A 17,540-nucleotide genomic window follows, 5' to 3' on the forward strand; every position below is an offset into this window, starting at 1 on the left:
TGGGAGTGATCAGGGGGAAAATTCCAGGACTTTTTCCCTAAAAATTAGGTAATTGGCCACCTCAAAACCGGTAAAACCCCACACCCCACACCCCACACCCCACACCCTGCCCCCACCGAAAAACTTTTTCAGCAGACCCTAAATACCTTAAGAATCGAGGGCAATTGCACTATAGCAAAATGACAAAACCTTCCTGAGTAAAATGTTTATCATGGGTCAATATCTCGATAATTTCCAGTTCTCGCATCGTCTGCATAGAGATACAATCAATGAGACTATATTCTTTGTCAGGACGATTTTGGTAAAGAGTTAGACCCGCTAAAAATGATTCATGAGTTTGGTGGATTACCTGAATATTGGGGTTTTTTATTATTCCTTGAACAAGTTGACAAGCACGCTGTCTCATCTGACTCCCGTAAGCTGAAAAAAAAGTCAAAGTCTCTGCTAAAACTTCTTCAGTTGTCACAAGACAAAATTGTTCTAATGTGCGAGTAATAGCAATTACTTGACCGTGCCAATTATCTCTAGGATTGATGGATGCTGTCCAATAAAATGTATCAGCAAAGATAGTTCTCATGAATCGCTTTTAGGAATACCATAGATATAGTGGTCATGTTCTTGTGCGCCGTCCCTCGGCAAATTGTTGATTTCTGTTTCGGTCATGCCGGCTGTAATATTTTCAAAAAGTTCGAGAAGCGATTGGGCCGTTGTCTTGCTGGATTCTTCTTCTTGTTGATGCCAATGGGATTGGATGGCTTGTTTGATCGCATCAATGACTGAATCTAAGGAATTTCCTTCTGCTATATATCCTTTAATTTCAGGACTGTAAGCAGAATATTTTCCTTCTCTCTTTTCTATTTCAATACTGACTTTTGATTTCATCGCTCACCTGTTTAAATTAAATGAATATCTTAACTCAATTGTAATTTGTAGGAATGGAGATTAGCCAACTGCGGGAATCGCCAGTCGAGTAATGTAAATATTTATTAAATTGTAGCTTTTGATACAACGGGGCGGGAGAAGTGTGTATGTTTGACGGCGTTTATCTTATAATCATTTCAGATAAGTCTGATACACTCTAGACCAGTTAAACCCTTATGGACTCTGGCATTGATATTCTCAATCTTAATTGAAATGACTATATTGTAATTCTATGCCATAAAGGGAGTTAATTACAGCAGTTACCTTAATGGTGAAATAATACCAATTTTCAATAGTCGTGACTAACATCTGAAAGTGCAATTCCTTTCTCCGAGAGGGATTGCGCTTTGAAATGATCAACTAAGTCTGTCATTACTTTTGAAAAATGATATAACTTCTTTATTTGAGGGTTAATTTTCTAAATGTTAACTAGGTTAAAGATGGCATAGCCAACGCATAATTGAAACCAGTGGATTATCATTGGTTAAGTTAGCGGCATTGGTGAGTTTTTTCGTCTCTAATTGCTGATAAATTTCCCTAGCCATTTTTGTTTCAATAGCAGCGCCGATAAAAAAAGTATAAGGATGCTTAGATATTTTTATAAAAGCATCATCAATTCTCTGCAAAGCAGTACGAGCAGTTTTCCAATGTTCATCTGCTCCTGCGGGATCAATCCCACCTTTCAATTCTCCCAAAGCAATGTATAAATCAGCAGATTGTAAGGTTTGTTTTTTGATTTTTTGATTAGCTAATTGCGTCGAATCACATTTTAAAAGGCACAAATCAATATTGTTGTTATTAACAATGGGAACATTGACATTATAAATTATTGTTCTTGGTTGGCTGTTATTTAACCAGCTAACACCTCTAACCAAGATTTCTAGATTAGGTGTCATTTCTTCAGCTTCTCTCCATTGATTATTACTAGAATTGAGCCAATCATAAGCAATCCCTGCTACTCTTAAAGTTGCTAATAGAGAACGAGTAAATTTACTTTGAGCTAAGGAGCCACCCGCGTTTCTCATGATTCCTCCTAAAGTGTCACCCCGAATCAATAGAAATCTATAGACTAACTCCTCGACAAAATTAGTCCCCGCAGGTTCCAGAAAATTGACAATTAATTCTTGAATTGCTTCTACCTTGTCTTGGGAATGTAAATAATTTTTAGCCTTATCAGAAATTCCCGATGCAGTTAATAAAGCCGCTTGAATATCTGGGATGTTTAGTAACTCTCTAGGATTGTTTACGGTTTGGGCAATAATTTTTAAGGTTCTTGCTTCTGCAATTAAAGGAGTAGCTCTCTGATTTTTTTCTAAGGCTAGAGCAATAAATCCTGAACGGATAGCTTCATAGGTAGTCTCCAAATCACAACTTTGGTTTAAATGCAAGAGATAGGGTTTTTCCATTAAGGCTTTCTCCACACATAAATATATTTTCTTAAAGATTCTCTACCATGACATCCCATTTGCTGACTACTATTACCTTTTCCCTGAGGAACTACTAAAATATTTTCTACTTTAAATCCAATTTCTTCGGCAATTTTTGACAAAATTAAATCTACAGAAATACTAGCCCCCGCATAGCGCACGTTATCATTAATCATACAGAAAATACCCGAGGATTTCATAACCAGAAAGCATTCATAAATTAGACAAGACATTTCCAGAAAATACCCCCTAATCATCCGAGGAATACCATGGTTATTTAAGGCCTTGCTTGATTTTAATTCCTCTAAATAACCTAGGATACTTTCTAATAATTTTTGACGATCAGTTATGGCAATGGCTGGCGACCAATGTTCATTTATTTTTAGTAACTCTTTGGGTTTATTTGCAACAGTGCAACTAAGCATTTGTTGACGTAATTGTTTTAATTGTAGTTGATCTATTCCCAACAGAGCCAATTCCAAAGCGTAGATACGAGTATAATCATAGCGATTACAATAAGGAGGAGAAGTAATAATAGAATCGTATTTTTCTGAGGAAATCTCTGGCAAAATCTCAAGACAAGAACCTTGATATAGTTGAATTTTTCCCCGAGGATAATCTCTAGAAAAAAGTTCCAATTGTTGCTGACTAGGCTCTAAATCTGCGAGAATTTCTCGTAACTTGCTATGTAGGGCAATTTTAAAGTCTAAAATTTTTCCTTTGTCAAATATATTTTTGCCCTGTTGTTTACCAGAACGATAATCCCAACGGAGGTATTGACCATCTTTTCTAGTATAGCTAATTGATTCGAGAATAGAAAGTAAGGCAAATTTTAAGATCGCTTGCACTCGCTCATTCTCTTGGGCAATCAACCCTAAGTAACTTTCTATACAAGCCTGATTTTCTTGGGGATATGCTCCTTGAGTAATTGGTAATTCTAATAACTTAACTTTGTCATCTACCTGTTGCCAAAGGCTATGGTTAGACCAGTACTTTAGACGATGTATATCATCACTATTTAAGCCATTTTCTAAAATTTGTCTAGTCATAATTAATTCTTGTCCAATCGGCAATAGTTCTATTCCATCTGCTGATAAACCCCTGGCCGCCGCCGCAAATAAAGTTGTTCCGCTCCCGGCGAAAGGGTCTAGTATTTTTCCTTGTTTGATACCATATTTTTCTAGAAGATAAACTATCAGATCAACGGAAAAACCCTCTTTATATTTATACCAGCGATAAACCGGTTGGTTCTTATTACCTTGAAAACTCACTAGGGTACGAGATAATTGCTCAGAATCAAGTAATTTGTCTTGAAAATAATTAAATAATTCTTGATCGAGATTGTTGATTTCTAACAATCTTTCTGCTACATTAACTGAACCATTAATCATTTAGGTTTACTGGCGAAATTGCCGAAAAATAATTATCAGAGTTTATCTTTATTTGATTGGTAATTTTAATCAGTGGGGAAAGGGCGATACTTAAGGGTTAATTCTCGCACCGATTCCCCTAGATTTAATCTCAATCCCCTAGACAAATACCCAAACCCCTGGCGGTTTTGACTAAAGTTTCTTCGGGATCGACGACGCGATAGGTTTTAATCGCCTCCTCAATGGGAACACTGACCACTTGCCGATTTTGCCAGGCCACCATGCGATCGAATTCTCCCCTGGCGATCAGATCCACGGCCGCCACGCCAAAAGCCGCCCCCAGTAAGCGATCCATCGGAGAAGGAATACCCCCCCGTTGAATGTGGCCCAGGAAAGTCACTCTCGTTTCGGCCCCGGTTTCCCTGGCAACTTCTTCGGCTAAATAGCGACCGATACCCCCGAGACGATCTTCTCCTAGGGCTTCCTTTTGCACTAGGCGATTGCCAGTTTCGGTACGCACAGCCTCGGAGACAATAATCAGAGAAAACTGTTTATCCATACGCTGCCGTTGCCGGATCTTCTCGCAGACCTTCTCTAATCGGTAGGGAATTTCGGGAATGAGAATGATATCGGCCCCCCCCGCAATACCGGCAGCCAGGGCGATATGGCCAGCATCTCTACCCATAACTTCTAGAATCATCACCCGGTTATGACTAGCGGCGGTAAAATGGAGGCGATCGAGGGCTTCTGTGGCAATATTAGTAGCTGTATCGAAGCCGATGGAGACTTCTGTAGCTCCCACATCATTATCGATGGTTTTGGGGATACCGATCAGATTAATGCCTCCCTGTTGGGCAATACGGCGCAAAATCGCCAGACTACCATCGCCACCGATGCCGATCAGGGCATCCAGTCCCAGACTATGATAGCCGTCAATGATGTCCTGAGAGCGATCGATCAGGGTTCCATCGGGCATCGGGAAAGCGAAGGGATCCCCCTTATTGGTAGTACCGAGAATTGTTCCTCCCATCACCAACAGGCGATCGACTCCTTCAATATCAAAGATAGTGGTTTTTGGGGGACGGTTAATTAATCCGTTAGTTGCTTCTCGAATACCCACCACTTCCCAGCCATAATTGCCACTGGCATGGTGGACAACGGCACGAATGGCGGCATTTAAACCCGCACAGTCGCCACCACTGGTGAGAATTCCAATTCGTTTTTTTTCACCCATAGGTTTTTGTCAGGAGATCAACAAATCTATATTTAGGGAAAAGTTGCGGATAATGCCTGAAAATTAAGAAAGTTTCTAGATCGTCCCTGACAGTTAGGGGAAAAATCGCGATCTTCTGGTTTCTGTGTGGAAACGAGTTTTATACTGATAGTTTCTTCCGCAAAATAGTCCTAATACTAAATCCGTTGAATATAGGCTACATATCAGGAGAGTCACTCCACTTGCGGGAGTGACTCTTAAATGATTACAGATGTGTCAGCAGCTGCGTGTAAGCATCTCACCGAAAAACTAATGCGCTCCGGGGTTTGGGGGGTAGAACCCCCCAAAAGCTTGGATTGAGTGATCAAGTCGGAAGTAATACGGCCATCCGTTGGGTATAGGCTAAATATCAGGAGAGGCACTCATGCAAAACGGAGAATAAATAATCAGTTTTTAATAACCAGATTTAGTATAAAAGTTCTGCCCGATAAGCACTTCAGGATTCCATAAGCAAAAATTATCACACAAAGTCGAGAAGAGCCAAAACCGAAAACTCCGCCCCATCCCCTCAGTAATCGATCACGAGCAGGGTATGCAGGGCGACACGGATTCCCATTATACTAGAAATTATATAGCAATTCTAGGGAATTTGTCAACCCTAATGTACGAGAAATTTTCTGATAACTGATAGTCAATCAATTTAACTATTTACTGCTTGCTGAAGACGGGATATATCCCAACCTTTTTGATTGAGAAGTAGCCAAGACTGCATTAAATCTGGACCGTGTAACTCCCCCATCAAAGCGGCGCGTAGAGACTTCATCACCAGACCTTTTTTAACCCGATGGGCTTTAGTTGTTGTCTCAACAATTCCCTTAGCAGCTTCTCCGGTCAAATCGGGAGTAATAGCGGCGAGAATATCCTTGATAATATCCTTAACTCCCTCTAATTGTAATTGACTTAAAGCCTCCTGATTATAATTAGCCAGAGGGGTTAAAAGTAAGCGACTTTCAGCGACAGCATCGCTTAAACGAGTTAAACTCGGACCGATGAGAGTAGCCAAACCGATCAACCAAGCTCGATCGGTTTCAGCAGCAAAATCATACCCCGCTTCTTGCCAGTAGGGGAGAAGTAAAGGCACTAATTCCTCACCGGTTAAACGATGGAGATATTGACTATTAATCCAATCCAATTTAGTCCAGTCAAATTTTGCCCCCGCTTTATTTACCCGTTCTAAACTAAACACTTCAGCGGCCGTTTCAAGGGTAAAAATTTCTTCGGTGGAATCGGGAGGAGTCCAACCGAGGAGAGTCATGTAATTAACCAAAGCTTGCGGCAGAAAACCCAGTTTTCGGAAATCATCGATCGAAGTGACTCCATCCCGTTTAGATAACTTGCGACCCTCCTGATTTAAGATCAAAGGACTGTGGGCAAACTCCGGCACTTTTGCCCCTAAAGCTTCGTATAAAAGAATTTGTTTAGCCGTATTAGCGATGTGATCTTCCCCACGAATAACATGGGTAATTTCCATATCAATATCATCAACAACTACCGCTAAATTATAGAGAGGCTGACCGAAGTTTTCTTCCCCATTTTCCGATGTACGAGCGATCACCATATCCCCCCCTAAATCACTACCTTTCCAGATAACTTTTTCCCGGATTAAATCCTGCCAAATAATTTCTCGATCATCGTCAATAATAAAACGAATTACTGCTTTTCTCCCCCCTTGCTCGAATTGAGCTTGTTGTTCGGGGGTGAGATAACGATGACGATTATCGTAACGGGGGGCAAGATTGCGGGCTTTTTGTTCTTCCCGCATTTTTTCCAATTCTTCTGGGGTACAATAACAACGATAGGCTAAACCTCGATCGAGCAGGGTTTGAATCGCCTGACGATAATAATTAAGGCGTTGAGTTTGAAAAAAAGGACCTTCATCCCAATTCAGTCCTAACCATTGTAGGCCCGCTTGAATATTTTCGGTATATTCTGGTCGAGAACGTTCTAAATCTGTATCTTCCACGCGCAAGATAAATTTGCCCCGGTGATGATGGGCAAAAAGCCAGTTAAACACGGCTGTGCGTGCTGTTCCAATGTGTAAATTTCCCGTGGGACTGGGGGCAATACGAACTCTCACTGTCACGATTTAACTCCTAGGTTTTTTGCGGCAACGATATCCCATATTATGGCAAATTCACCTAGGCCAACTCGCGAAATTAAGAAAATTAAATGGGTGGGTGGAATTAAATATAAGATGAACGTAGGTTGGGTTGAAGCATGAAACCCAACTCCCGCATGGGTTACGCTACCGCTAACCCATCCTACAAAGAATTGTGCCTCCCTACTTAAATAAATAGCTACCAAAGGGTGAGAAAGGAACAACAAACTCTCAAGAATTGAAGTTTCCCTCTCCGGGGAGAGGGTTTGAGGGGGAGATATTTCAATAACCCTGTTATTTCGGTAATTCTAGGCAGCGACTAAAGATTTGCTCAAAGGTTGCCAACGGAAATATCTTTCCCCACCCAATTCGAGGACAAATTTTAACCGGGGTTCCTGTTGACTAAGATTAATTAAGTATTGTTTTTCTTCCGAGGATAAAACAAAACTTTCAATAATCCAAATCACTAAACCTTTAGATTTGGGGGGTAAATTTTCCAATTGATAGGTAGCAATGGGAGGAATAAAATAAACCGGTCCGACGGCTGCTTCCCGACCAATATTTTTTTTACCTAAATGGGGGGGACGAACTCCATGAATGCCGGTAAGATAGGCACTTAAATCCCCTAGACCTCTAGCGGTGATATGCAGGACATTGTAACCAGTGGCCCGTAAACGTCTTTGATAGCGTCCCTCGTAACCTCCTTCTAAGGGTGCGTAAACCCCTAAAGCACCGTATTGTTCCAGATCGCGAATAAATGGTTTTCCCGTGGTCAGTAGTGCCATAGCTAGTGAAAAAATCTTTTTCCCTATAATCGCACGTTTTGTTAAGTTGTGCGTCAGCTGAACAAAGAAAGACTTAAGATCAAAGATAGAGAGGGACAATCGCTACTCTCCCAAGGAGGTAATATGTTTCACGATCTCCTTTATCCCAACGGACTGCTTTATATCCTGATTAAACTAACTGTTTTAGCTTTAGCAGTCTTACTCTGGTTTATGGTCGTTTCGGCCCCGGCTGTTTGAAAAAACACTGCTCTTGTACAATTAGCGTTCTATGCAATGGCTAAATTTTGTCGATGACTCCTGTTAAATTGCCGATCGATCCTTTTCTGAAACCCAACCTAACTACTAAGCTCCTAGGGGTTGGGTTGGTATTGACAATTATTTTTATCCTGATTGCCCTGTTTTCGCCCCTTCTGCAAGCGATCGGACTGATTCAGGATCCAACCGACATTTTAAGCAATTATCCCCTACAAGCCCCCAGTTACGCCCATTGGTTCGGGACGAATGTGCGCGGTTATGATGTCTTTTCCCGCACCCTATTCGGGGCCCGGGCGGCCTTGTCCGTGGTATTTTTGGCCACAGGATTATCTTTAGTCATCGGGGTTCCTTTAGGGTTAATTAGCGGTTATTTGGGGGGTAAGATCGATCGCGTTCTCCTCTTTCTCATGGATACCCTCTACACCTTGCCGGGGTTATTATTATCGGTGGCTCTGGCTTTCGTTTTGGGTCGTGGTATCGTCAATGTAGCGATCGCTGTTAGCATTGCCTATATTCCCCAATATTTTCGCGTGGTCAGAAATCAAACCGCCAGCGTTAAAAATGAGTTATTTATCGAAGCGGCGCGAGCGATCGGTGCCAGTCCTAGCCGGATACTATCAAAATATCTTTTCTTTAATGTCGTCCAGAGTGTCCCGGTTCTGTTTACACTCAACGCGGCGGATGCGATCCTTGTTTTAGGCGGTTTAGGCTTTTTAGGCTTAGGATTACCGGAAGAAGTGCCTGAATGGGGTCATGATCTCAAGGAAGCTTTGGCGGATTTATCTACAGGTATCTGGTGGACCACTTTATTCCCCGGATTAGCAATGACCACGATGGTGGTGGGTTTATCTCTCTTGGGAGAGGGGTTAAGTGAAATTTTAAACCCCCTGAGTCGTAAACGCTAAAAGCGAGGGCCAGAGTTCGAGGAAAATCATCTCAGGAGCCTCCACACCCTCAGTCTCTCTGTCCGGTAACGATGTAGGATACCCTTTGGGCGATATTGGTGGCGTGATCGGCCATACGTTCCAGATGACGGATTAGTAAAGCCATCAGCAGGATTGGTTCCACCACACCTTTGATGTCTCTTTGATGGGCGAGAGTGTGATAGAGATAATCATAGGCTCGATCGACCGTATTATCTAGTTCTTTCACCTTTGGACCTGCTTCTTGATCGAGGTCGGCCAGAGCAACAAGGCTCGTGGCTAACATATACTGGGCATGGTGGGACATAGCCTCGATCTCACCCATACAATCGTGGGGAGTATAGGCGAATAATTTGAGAGCTATTTCAGCCAAATCCTTGGCATAATCGCCGATCCGTTCCAAATCGCGCACTAATTGCATAAAAGCACTTAAAAGCCGCAAATCTTGGGCTACGGGAGCCTGTAGAGTCATGAGAGTGGCACAATCTAACTCGATTTGACGGTAGTAGCGATCGATTTCCTTGTCAAGGGGGGCGATTTTTTTCGCCATTTCCAAATCCCTAGCAAAAAGGGATTGATGGCTAAGACGAAAGGATTCTTCGACCAAGGTTCCCATTCTCAGCACATCCTGCTCCAATCGCTGGAGAGAACGAGCGAAATAGGTGCGATCGGGATGATTGGTTTCTTTGGATAGGCTCACGGTCAGATTCGCTTAACATAAAACTACTCTTTCTCTACAGTCATAACAAGAAAATTTTCGATTTTGCACAGTTGTCCAGAGAACTTGACAGATTTTTTTCTCCCCACACCCCACACCCATCACCCCACCGCTTTTTTTTGACAGGGGAGAGTGACTTGTAGGCGAGCGCCGCCGGTGTTAGGATCATTTTGAGCGACGATCGAACCGCCATGGGCTTGAATAATCTCTTTGGCAATCGATAAACCTAAACCGGTACTATAATCCTTTGTGCTTTGTTTTTGACGGGTGCGGGAAGGATCACCGCGAAAGAGGCGATCAAAAACGTAGGGTAGATCCGCTTCGTTAAATCCCTTCCCGTTGTCGATAACGTCAATTTTCAGCCATTTTTCCCCGATAGTATCGGATATTTCCCGAATTTCTAGGCGAATTTTCCCCTGATCGGGACTATACTTAATGGCATTATCAAAGAGATTCAGGAAAACTTGCAGCAGACGAGAGTGATCCACTTCCAGCGTCCAATCCACCGGAGAGGAATAATCTAAGCTAATCTGTTTTTGGGCGGCTATTGGGGTGACAGTCTGCCAAGCGGCGCTGATTAGGTCCTCTAGATTAATCATCTGGTATTGTAAAGATCGCCCCGCATCCGCTTGTAATTCACTGATTTCTAGCCAATCGCAGACTAATTGGCTCAAACGCTCCACTTCTTTCGCCATTTGTTCTAACCAGCGTCTTTCGGGAGCTTGGAGGCGTTTTTGTAAAGCTTCGGTAAGGAGAGAAATGGAGGTTAAGGGAGTGCGTAACTCGTGAGTTAAGTCAGAGAAAGCTCGCTCGCGATTTTGCGATAATTCCACTAAAGGCTGTCTATTTTCGATAAATACAGCGATTTTACCTTCCGGCAGCGGATAACCGTAACCCTTCAAGGCAATCGATTTAGGAGCAATCACTTGGCGATCGCTAATGGGGATGACAGGATAATTAGTCGGGTAAAAAGTCCAAGTTTGCACCTGTGGACTCTGTTTTTGGCGAGTTTCTTGAATTAATTGATCTAATTCGTAGGAGCGCACTAATTCCAGCAGCAGACGTACCTGATCTGGCTGCCAGCGATCGAGTTTTAAGAGGGTAATTGCCTGTTGATTACACCAGAGCAGTTGATTATCGGCATCGACATGAAGATAGGCGATCGGCGCTCGTTCTAGCAAGGATTTCTGAATTTCTAAGCTCTTTTCTCGCTCTTGCAGACTTTGGGAGAGAAACTGTAATTCTCGACGCACCAGGGAGGTAACGGGAAAAGAAGCCGACAAATCCGCCGAATCCGAGAGAGCGCTCAGGGTTCGCTTTAACTCTCTATTTAAGCGTGAGACTTGCCAGTAACAAATACTCAAACCTAAAACTACTCCCAAAATAAAAGCGAAAATAGTCATTGTCTGCGCGAGCGGCGATCGCTAAACTTGAAAATATAATCGCTCACCTAGCCAAAACGATAACCGAAACCGCGTACAGTAATCAGGTATTCCGGTTGACTGGGATCGATTTCTAGTTTTTCCCGTAACCAGCGAATGTGAACATCGACGGTTTTGGTGTCTCCTAAAAAATCTGGCCCCCAAATTTGTTCAATTAATTGCTCTCTTGACCAAACTCGGCGCGGATAACTCATAAATAGGTCTAGGATACGGAATTCTTTAGGAGAAAGGTTAATTTCTTCATCTCGCACCGTCACCCGACATTCCTGGGGATAGAGAAGAACATCGCGGAATTTGCGCACGGGAGCGGCAGCTAGGGAAGTAAATCCTTGACGACGAATCAGAGCGCGACAACGAGCGACTAATTCGCGCATACTAAAGGGTTTAGTCAGATAATCATCGGCACCCACTTCTAAACCCAAAACTCGATCGGTTTCGCTGGCCTTAGCACTTAAAATTAAAATCGGGATAATATTGCCGTGATAGCGCAACAGACGACAGATATCAAGACCGTTGATTTGGGGTAACATTAAATCCAAAACGACCAAATCAAAACGAGACTCACCGTGATTACTAGATTCTTGACTTTGCAGTAGTTCTAGGGCAACGCGACCATCACTAACACCGAGAGCCTCGTAACCTTCTTCTTCCAAAGCCAAAATAATCATATCCCGAATCACTTCTTCATCTTCAACGATTAAAATCCGATGATTGGGAACGAAATCCGTACTCGCCGACAAGGGGGGGTTGTCAAGGGTTAACATAAAAATACTTGATTATTCGTCCTAATTTTATCTCAATTTGTCAACCTGCATTCGTTTTGGAAGGCTAGAGCCGAATGTTATTACAGTTATCTACATGGTTAGAGGTGGAATCCTATCTAGAACAATCTCAGGGAATTATTATTCCCATTGGTTCCACGGAACAACACGGGCCGACGGGACTAATTGGTACAGATGCTCTATGTGCGGAGGCGATCGCTAAAGGAGTGGGGACACAGGTACAAGCAATGGTAGCACCCACCTTAAATGTCGGTATGGCCCTACATCACACGGCTTTCCCGGGTACAATTAGTCTTCGTCCTAGCACTTTGATTCAAGTCATCCTCGACTATGTGACTTGTTTAGCTAGAGCCGGTTTTCGTCAATTTTTCTTTATTAATGGTCACGGGGGCAATATTGCCACCCTAAAAGCAGCTTTTGCGGAAACCTATTATCATTTGGATTCCCTCAATTTGCCTAACACAAACGAGGTTAAATGTCAAGTTGCCAATTGGTTTATGGTGCGAGATGTTTATCTTTTAGCCAAAGAATTGTATGGAGATCAGGAAGGTTCTCACGCTACACCGAGCGAAGTGGCGTTAACTCAGTATCTTTACCCTGAGAGCCTTAAAAACGCCTTTTTATCCGAAAAAGTGGCTTCTGGTCATGGTATTTACGGTGCGGCTAATTTTCGCCAAAACTACCCCGATGGTCGTATGGGTTCCAATCCTGCTTTAGCCACTCCCGAACACGGTCAGAGGTTCTATGAATTAGCTGTGAAAGAATTGAGTAATAGTTATCTGGAATGGCTCTCTTGTCCTTTGTCTAAGTTGATTAGTGACTAGGCCTCCGAGACCCGGAATAATTTAACTGTAACCCTAGAGACAAAACTTAAATATCCAAGGAGAAAATTGATGACTGCCACCACTGACAATAACTCCAATCAAGCTCTGGCTAGTTTGCGGGAAATACAAGAACTTGCCATCGCAATTACAGCCAAAAGCCTCAATCCCGCCATGCTAACGGTTGATTTCCTCAAATATTCGGGAATAGTTCCCCCCGACTGGGAATTAAATGGCCAGCCGGTACTCAATCCTAATTACGCTCAAGTTAATTTTCAAAATGGTATCAGCATCGTCGCCCAACCCCGGAAAATTACCTTTGTGGAGATAATTAACTCTCCCGATAGCCTGAACCTGAAACTGCCAGAAATTGTTGGTTTATATCTAGATAAACTCCCTTTAGCCGAATATCAAGCCCTGGGTATCGCGCCGAAAAGTATTGTTCCTTTCCCTAGTAGTCCCGATGCCGCTAAAAAATATATCACCGAAACTCTTCTCGCCCCCGGTCCCTGGCACAATTTCGGTACGGCCCCCCTACAAGCCGGCATCAATCTAATTTATCAGTTAGAAACCTCTCAGTTATCCCTGGCGATTAACGAGGCAAAATTGCAATTACCCGATGGCAAAACCTTAGCGGCATTATTATTTGCCGGTAACTTTAACTATAATCTGGCCGAGGGTAGCGATCGATTAAATCTGCTCAAACAATCTCTGGGACAATGGCAAAAAGACCTAGAGATTTTCCGAGAATTAATCACTCAACGCTTTCTAGAAAGACAAGTCCAGGTTTTCCCCTCTAATATCAATCTGCCCCTAGGACCCCAAGGTGGACTGTAATCAGTAGTCAGTAATCAGTAATCAGTAATCAGTCAGAAAAATCATTAAACCTCTTGCATAATTAGGGTTTGCTGAAAAAGTACGGGCGAAGCATTCGGATAGAAAATCTCCGGTTTCACCGATAGGTTATTGCCCGAATGCTTCGCCCCTACAGGACGCGGGCCGATGAAGATGCAAGGTTTTGAACGACGATTCTCTCAAAATCTTGCACCTGTTTCGCAAGAAAAGCCCCAAAACCCTTACCTTGCCTACATTTCACATTTATTCAGCCAACCCTAATTAGGGTTGGCTGAAAAAGTTTTTCGTGGGGGCAGGGTGTGGGGTGTGGGGTGTGGGGTGTAGGGTTTTACCGATTTTCATCTGGTCAATTACCTAATTTTCAGGGAAAAAGTACCTGAATTTTCCCCCCGCTCACTCCCAGGTCCGGTACTTTTGGATTGACAAAAAGTCTAAAAGTCTTATCCAGCAAGGTTTTTAGATTTATTCAGCAAGCCCTAATTAATTTTTCAGGGTTCAAAAACAGCAAAAATAAGGATTAAATGGCATAAAATTTGCCAATAGACCATTTAATTGATTGTTATTCATTCTTAATTCTCCTGACTACTGACTACCGACTACTGACTCCTAACCCTAACAACGATTTTTGATTTCTGCAAGAGGTCTATTACTGCCGATAACCTAAAACACATCCACCCCCCCAAACCCTTGTATTTTGGCATTAGCGGCTTCTCCACAGCTGCGCGGGGTGGGGAATAATTTCCCCGGGTTAGCCAAACCCTTGGGATTAAAACAGTCCCGCACATAGCCCATAGTTTCTAAGTCAATCTCGTTAAACATAGCGGGCATATAACAATTTTTATCGATGCCGATACCATGTTCCCCCGATAAACTGCCGCCAACCCGCACACAAAGTTTGAGAATTTCACCGCCTAATTCTTCCACTTCTTCCCAGGCCCCCTCCACCTTATTATCGTAGAGAATCAACGGGTGTAAATTGCCATCCCCGGCGTGGAAAACATTGGCGATTTTATAACCGTATTTTTCACTTAAAGCCTTAATTTCCTGAAGAACATACACCAATTGAGTGCGGGGAATCACCCCATCTTGCACAAAATAATTAGGGCTAATTTTCCCCGCCGCCGCAAAAGCCGCTTTTCTGCCCTTCCAGAGTTTAAAGCGGGTTTCGGCATCATTAGCCGTGGTGATATTTCTCGCCCCATTTTGACGGCAAATCTCGGCAACCCGATGCTTATTCCTGGCTACTTCTACCCCTAAACCATCCAATTCCACTAATAAAACTGACTCGGCATCCCGGGGATAACAGCCGGTAGCCACCACATCCTCCACGGCGTTGATACTGAGATTATCCATAATCTCCATCCCCGCCGGAATCATTCCCGATTTAATAATATCCGCCACCCCTTGGCCCGCTGCCTCGATACTGGTAAAATCGGCCAGTAAAACACAGATAGATTCCGGAGTTTTCAGAATTCTTAGGGTGATTTCCGTGGCGATGCCTAAAGTTCCCTCGGAACCCACAAATAAACCGGTTAAGTCGTAGCCCGGTTGTTCCGGTACTGCCCCCCCCACATCGATAATTGAACCATCGGGAAGGACGATTTTTAAGCCCATAACGTGATTGGTAGTGACACCGTATTTTAAACAGTGAACCCCGCCGGAATTTTCCGCCACATTACCGCCGATCGAGCAGATAATTTGACTAGAGGGATCCGGTGCATAATAAAATCCCGCCCCGCTTACTGCTTGCGTCACCCAATTATTAATCACCCCGGGCTGTACCACCACCCTTTGATTATCTAAATCAACCCTGAGAATCTGATTCATCCGCGCCGTGACGACGAGAATCCCCTCTTCTAAGGGTAACGCCCCTCCCGATAAGCCCGTTCCTGCACCCCTCGCTACCCAGGCAATCTCGTTATCGTGACAGAGTTTCACCACCGCCGCAATTTCTGCGGTGCTGCGAGGCAGTACCACAAGAGCGGGTCTTTGTCTGTATCCTGTGATACCATCGCACTCGTAGGTTAATAATTCATCTTTGCGACGGATGACTCCATCTTTGCCAAGGATCGCTTCTAGCTGTTTGATCAGATTGGGGGAGATTTTCGGGGGATTTTTGAGTAACATAGGTTTCAGGGCGGCGGAGTCGCAGTAAAATGGCTCTATAGGTTAAAATATCGCAAAAAAGCCAGAAATAAAGCTTTTAAAGCTGCTCTCTCCTATTTTAGCACTAGAACCCCTTCCTCTGTAGATAGAAACCTGCAAGGGTCTGGATTCATAGAGAAAATTGCCGATAAATTTCCCAGTGCTTACCGTTATGAATTAGGAGGGTAATTTGATCGATTATCACCTCAAAAAATAGCTCTTGATTAGCATATTTTGACCAAGCTTTCCAGAAATTATCTTTAGTTAAATCTCGGAAGCCAACGGTTAAATGGGGCGAAAAAGCTCGGCTTTTTGAGACATTATCAATGATATTCAGGGAAGATTCTAGCTGCTGTAAAAGCCGTTTTTGCAGGGTTAATAATTCTGGCGTTTTCTGGACATTAATATAAATGACTCGCGGTTTAAAGGCGGCAAAATTCTGAAGAATTAGGGGAATAGGAGCGTGCAAGCGGGCAAATTCCTCTAAACATCTTTCTAAATCCGGTAATTGTTCTAAATTCCAGCGGAAAGGGGGTTGGAGAGTGACGTGGGGAGGCGATTTCAGGGCGGCGCGACTATTGTAAATTTCTGCAAACTCTACCTTGATTTTTGTGGCAATTTCCTGTACTTCTGTCGGCGGCAAAAGCGCAATAAAAAATAGAGATCCCTGGGGTTGATTCATGGAGACAAGCAAGGTAGAGAAATGAAGATATTATCTCGATTCTAGCAATCTTCAACAACTCTAGCTAATTGTATAGCTCTGTTACATTGCACCATTGAAGGCCAAGATTAATCGGTATAATTATAGGGTTGTTAATCAGTCCTAGTCTCCTGAGAATTTATGCCCTGGTTTGTCAAGATAGAAAAAGGCATTGTTGATAAAACTACCTTCGATCGCTATGTCAGCGCCCATAAGGACTATGTGCGTGATTTAATTAGCCAAGGACGAGCAGCAAAAACCGGTTATTGGGCAGAAAGGGGCGGCGGAATGTTATTATTTAAGGCCGATTCTCTTGAGGAGGCTCAAGCAATTATAGTTCGCGATCCTTTAATCGAGAATGGTTGTGTGGAATACGAACTCCATGAATGGCGAATTGTCGTCGAGTAATCTAGCTTTTCAGGGAACAGTGAACAGTAATCAGTCATCAGTAATCAGTCATCAGTCATCAGTGAAAACACAGCAAGGTTAAGCTGTTGATTATCTAAATATTACTCGTTAATACTGCCTGGGAGTGGGGAGATGGGGGTGGGGAGTGGGGAGTCGGGAGACCACTTCGTGCGCGTTGCGGGGGGAGAGGGAAGATGGGGAGCTTTTTTGCTGTGAACTGAAAACTCACATCTGATTACTGATTACTGATCACTGATAACTGATAAGCTATACTGGGGGAATTGTGCTAAAAGCACGGTTGATGCTGCCGATCATTAAATTAAATTGTCTCTAGTGAAATTGAGGAATTAACTTTGTCTAAACAAGATCTCATCGAAATGGAAGGAACCGTCACCGAATCCTTGCCCAACGCCATGTTTAGGGTGGATTTAGATAACGGTTTCAACGTCTTGGCCCATATATCTGGCAAAATCCGCCGTAATTATATCAAAATCCTCCCCGGCGATCGAGTCAAAGTGGAACTGACCCCCTACGACCTAACCAAAGGCAGAATTACCTATCGCCTGAAAAATCAAAAAAAATAGCGATAAATAGGGGCAGAGAAGCCAAAAAGCCTA

General features: G+C 43.2%; 18 protein-coding genes. 6 read left to right on the plus strand and 12 right to left on the minus strand.

All coding sequences use genetic code 11. The features are described from left to right. Positions 1-169: 169 nt before the first annotated feature. From O9300_RS14120 to O9300_RS14150, 7 genes are all read right to left on the minus strand, one after another. Entirely contained in the window at positions 170-577 is a 408-nt protein-coding gene (locus O9300_RS14120; RefSeq protein ID WP_079209337.1) for a type II toxin-antitoxin system VapC family toxin, read from the minus strand. After that, a complete protein-coding gene (locus O9300_RS14125; protein ID WP_287972282.1) occupies positions 574-882 on the minus strand; it encodes a type II toxin-antitoxin system HicB family antitoxin in 309 nt (102 codons plus the stop codon). Before O9300_RS14125 ends, O9300_RS14120 begins: the two co-directional genes overlap by 4 nt. Before the next feature lie 473 nt (positions 883-1,355). Next, a complete protein-coding gene (locus O9300_RS14130; RefSeq protein ID WP_353851557.1) occupies positions 1,356-2,354 on the minus strand; it encodes an AvaI/BsoBI family type II restriction endonuclease in 999 nt (332 codons plus the stop codon). Continuing rightward, complete coding sequence (locus O9300_RS14135) at positions 2,327-3,739, minus strand: DNA methyltransferase (protein ID WP_287972285.1); 1,413 nt, start codon at positions 3,737-3,739, stop codon at positions 2,327-2,329. Before O9300_RS14135 ends, O9300_RS14130 begins: the two co-directional genes overlap by 28 nt. A 130-nt stretch (positions 3,740-3,869) precedes the next feature. Further along, on the minus strand, positions 3,870-4,952 hold the full coding sequence (locus O9300_RS14140) for an ATP-dependent 6-phosphofructokinase (protein WP_287972286.1): 1,083 nt from the start codon (positions 4,950-4,952) through the stop codon (positions 3,870-3,872). A 679-nt stretch (positions 4,953-5,631) separates the two neighbouring features. Next, positions 5,632-7,074 (minus strand): glutamate--tRNA ligase, encoded by a 1,443-nt coding sequence (gltX, locus tag O9300_RS14145; RefSeq protein ID WP_287972288.1) that lies wholly within the window; start codon positions 7,072-7,074, stop codon positions 5,632-5,634. Between the two features lie 323 nt (positions 7,075-7,397). Then, positions 7,398-7,874, minus strand: coding sequence for an NAD(P)H-quinone oxidoreductase subunit N (locus tag O9300_RS14150; RefSeq protein WP_002735370.1), 477 nt, complete (start codon positions 7,872-7,874; stop codon positions 7,398-7,400). A 48-nt stretch (positions 7,875-7,922) separates the two neighbouring features. On the opposite strand from O9300_RS14150, the gene O9300_RS14155 reads away from it, so the two are divergent. Further along, on the plus strand, positions 7,923-8,111 hold the full coding sequence (locus O9300_RS14155) for a hypothetical protein (protein WP_002759701.1): 189 nt from the start codon (positions 7,923-7,925) through the stop codon (positions 8,109-8,111). Positions 8,112-8,164: 53 nt separating this feature from the next. Then, positions 8,165-9,034: an ABC transporter permease gene (locus O9300_RS14160; RefSeq protein WP_287972292.1), complete on the plus strand. Its 870-nt coding sequence runs from the start codon at positions 8,165-8,167 to the stop codon at positions 9,032-9,034. Positions 9,035-9,083: 49 nt separating this feature from the next. Here O9300_RS14160 and phoU read toward each other — a convergent pair whose 3' ends face one another. The 3 genes from phoU to O9300_RS14175 all read right to left on the minus strand — a co-directional run bounded on the left by phoU (position 9,084) and on the right by O9300_RS14175 (position 11,976). Beyond that, the gene (gene phoU / locus O9300_RS14165; protein WP_287730825.1) at positions 9,084-9,752 is read right to left on the minus strand and encodes a phosphate signaling complex protein PhoU; all 669 of its coding nucleotides are present in this window, start codon (positions 9,750-9,752) and stop codon (positions 9,084-9,086) included. A 119-nt stretch (positions 9,753-9,871) separates the two neighbouring features. Then, entirely contained in the window at positions 9,872-11,173 is a 1,302-nt protein-coding gene (locus O9300_RS14170) for a sensor histidine kinase (protein WP_287972294.1), read from the minus strand. Between the two features lie 47 nt (positions 11,174-11,220). Then, entirely contained in the window at positions 11,221-11,976 is a 756-nt protein-coding gene (locus O9300_RS14175; protein ID WP_287972296.1) for a response regulator transcription factor, read from the minus strand. Positions 11,977-12,050: 74 nt separating this feature from the next. Here O9300_RS14175 and O9300_RS14180 point away from each other — a divergent pair, with 74 nt between their 5' ends. Together O9300_RS14180 and O9300_RS14185 are read left to right on the plus strand one after the other, a co-directional pair. Next, entirely contained in the window at positions 12,051-12,818 is a 768-nt protein-coding gene (locus O9300_RS14180) for a creatininase family protein (protein ID WP_287972299.1), read from the plus strand. A gap of 69 nt (positions 12,819-12,887) precedes the next feature. After that, entirely contained in the window at positions 12,888-13,652 is a 765-nt protein-coding gene (locus O9300_RS14185) for a hypothetical protein (protein ID WP_287972301.1), read from the plus strand. 678 nt (positions 13,653-14,330) lie between these two features. Here O9300_RS14185 and glcD read toward each other — a convergent pair. Both glcD and O9300_RS14195 read right to left on the minus strand, forming a co-directional pair. Continuing rightward, on the minus strand, positions 14,331-15,797 hold the full coding sequence (gene glcD, locus O9300_RS14190; RefSeq protein WP_287972303.1) for a glycolate oxidase subunit GlcD: 1,467 nt from the start codon (positions 15,795-15,797) through the stop codon (positions 14,331-14,333). A gap of 148 nt (positions 15,798-15,945) precedes the next feature. Then, on the minus strand, positions 15,946-16,497 hold the full coding sequence (locus O9300_RS14195; protein ID WP_287972304.1) for a 2'-5' RNA ligase family protein: 552 nt from the start codon (positions 16,495-16,497) through the stop codon (positions 15,946-15,948). Between the two features lie 159 nt (positions 16,498-16,656). Between O9300_RS14195 and O9300_RS14200 the strand changes: the two genes are divergently transcribed. Together O9300_RS14200 and infA are read left to right on the plus strand one after the other, a co-directional pair. Then, a complete protein-coding gene (locus tag O9300_RS14200) occupies positions 16,657-16,923 on the plus strand; it encodes a YciI family protein (protein ID WP_002736524.1) in 267 nt (88 codons plus the stop codon). Between the two features lie 353 nt (positions 16,924-17,276). Continuing rightward, complete coding sequence (gene infA / locus O9300_RS14205) at positions 17,277-17,507, plus strand: translation initiation factor IF-1 (protein ID WP_002737109.1); 231 nt, start codon at positions 17,277-17,279, stop codon at positions 17,505-17,507. Positions 17,508-17,540 lie beyond the last annotated feature (33 nt).

Origin of the sequence: Microcystis sp. LE19-195.1E (assembly GCF_027532095.1) — a bacterium.
Classification (GTDB): Bacteria; Cyanobacteriota; Cyanobacteriia; order Cyanobacteriales; family Microcystaceae; genus Microcystis; species Microcystis aeruginosa.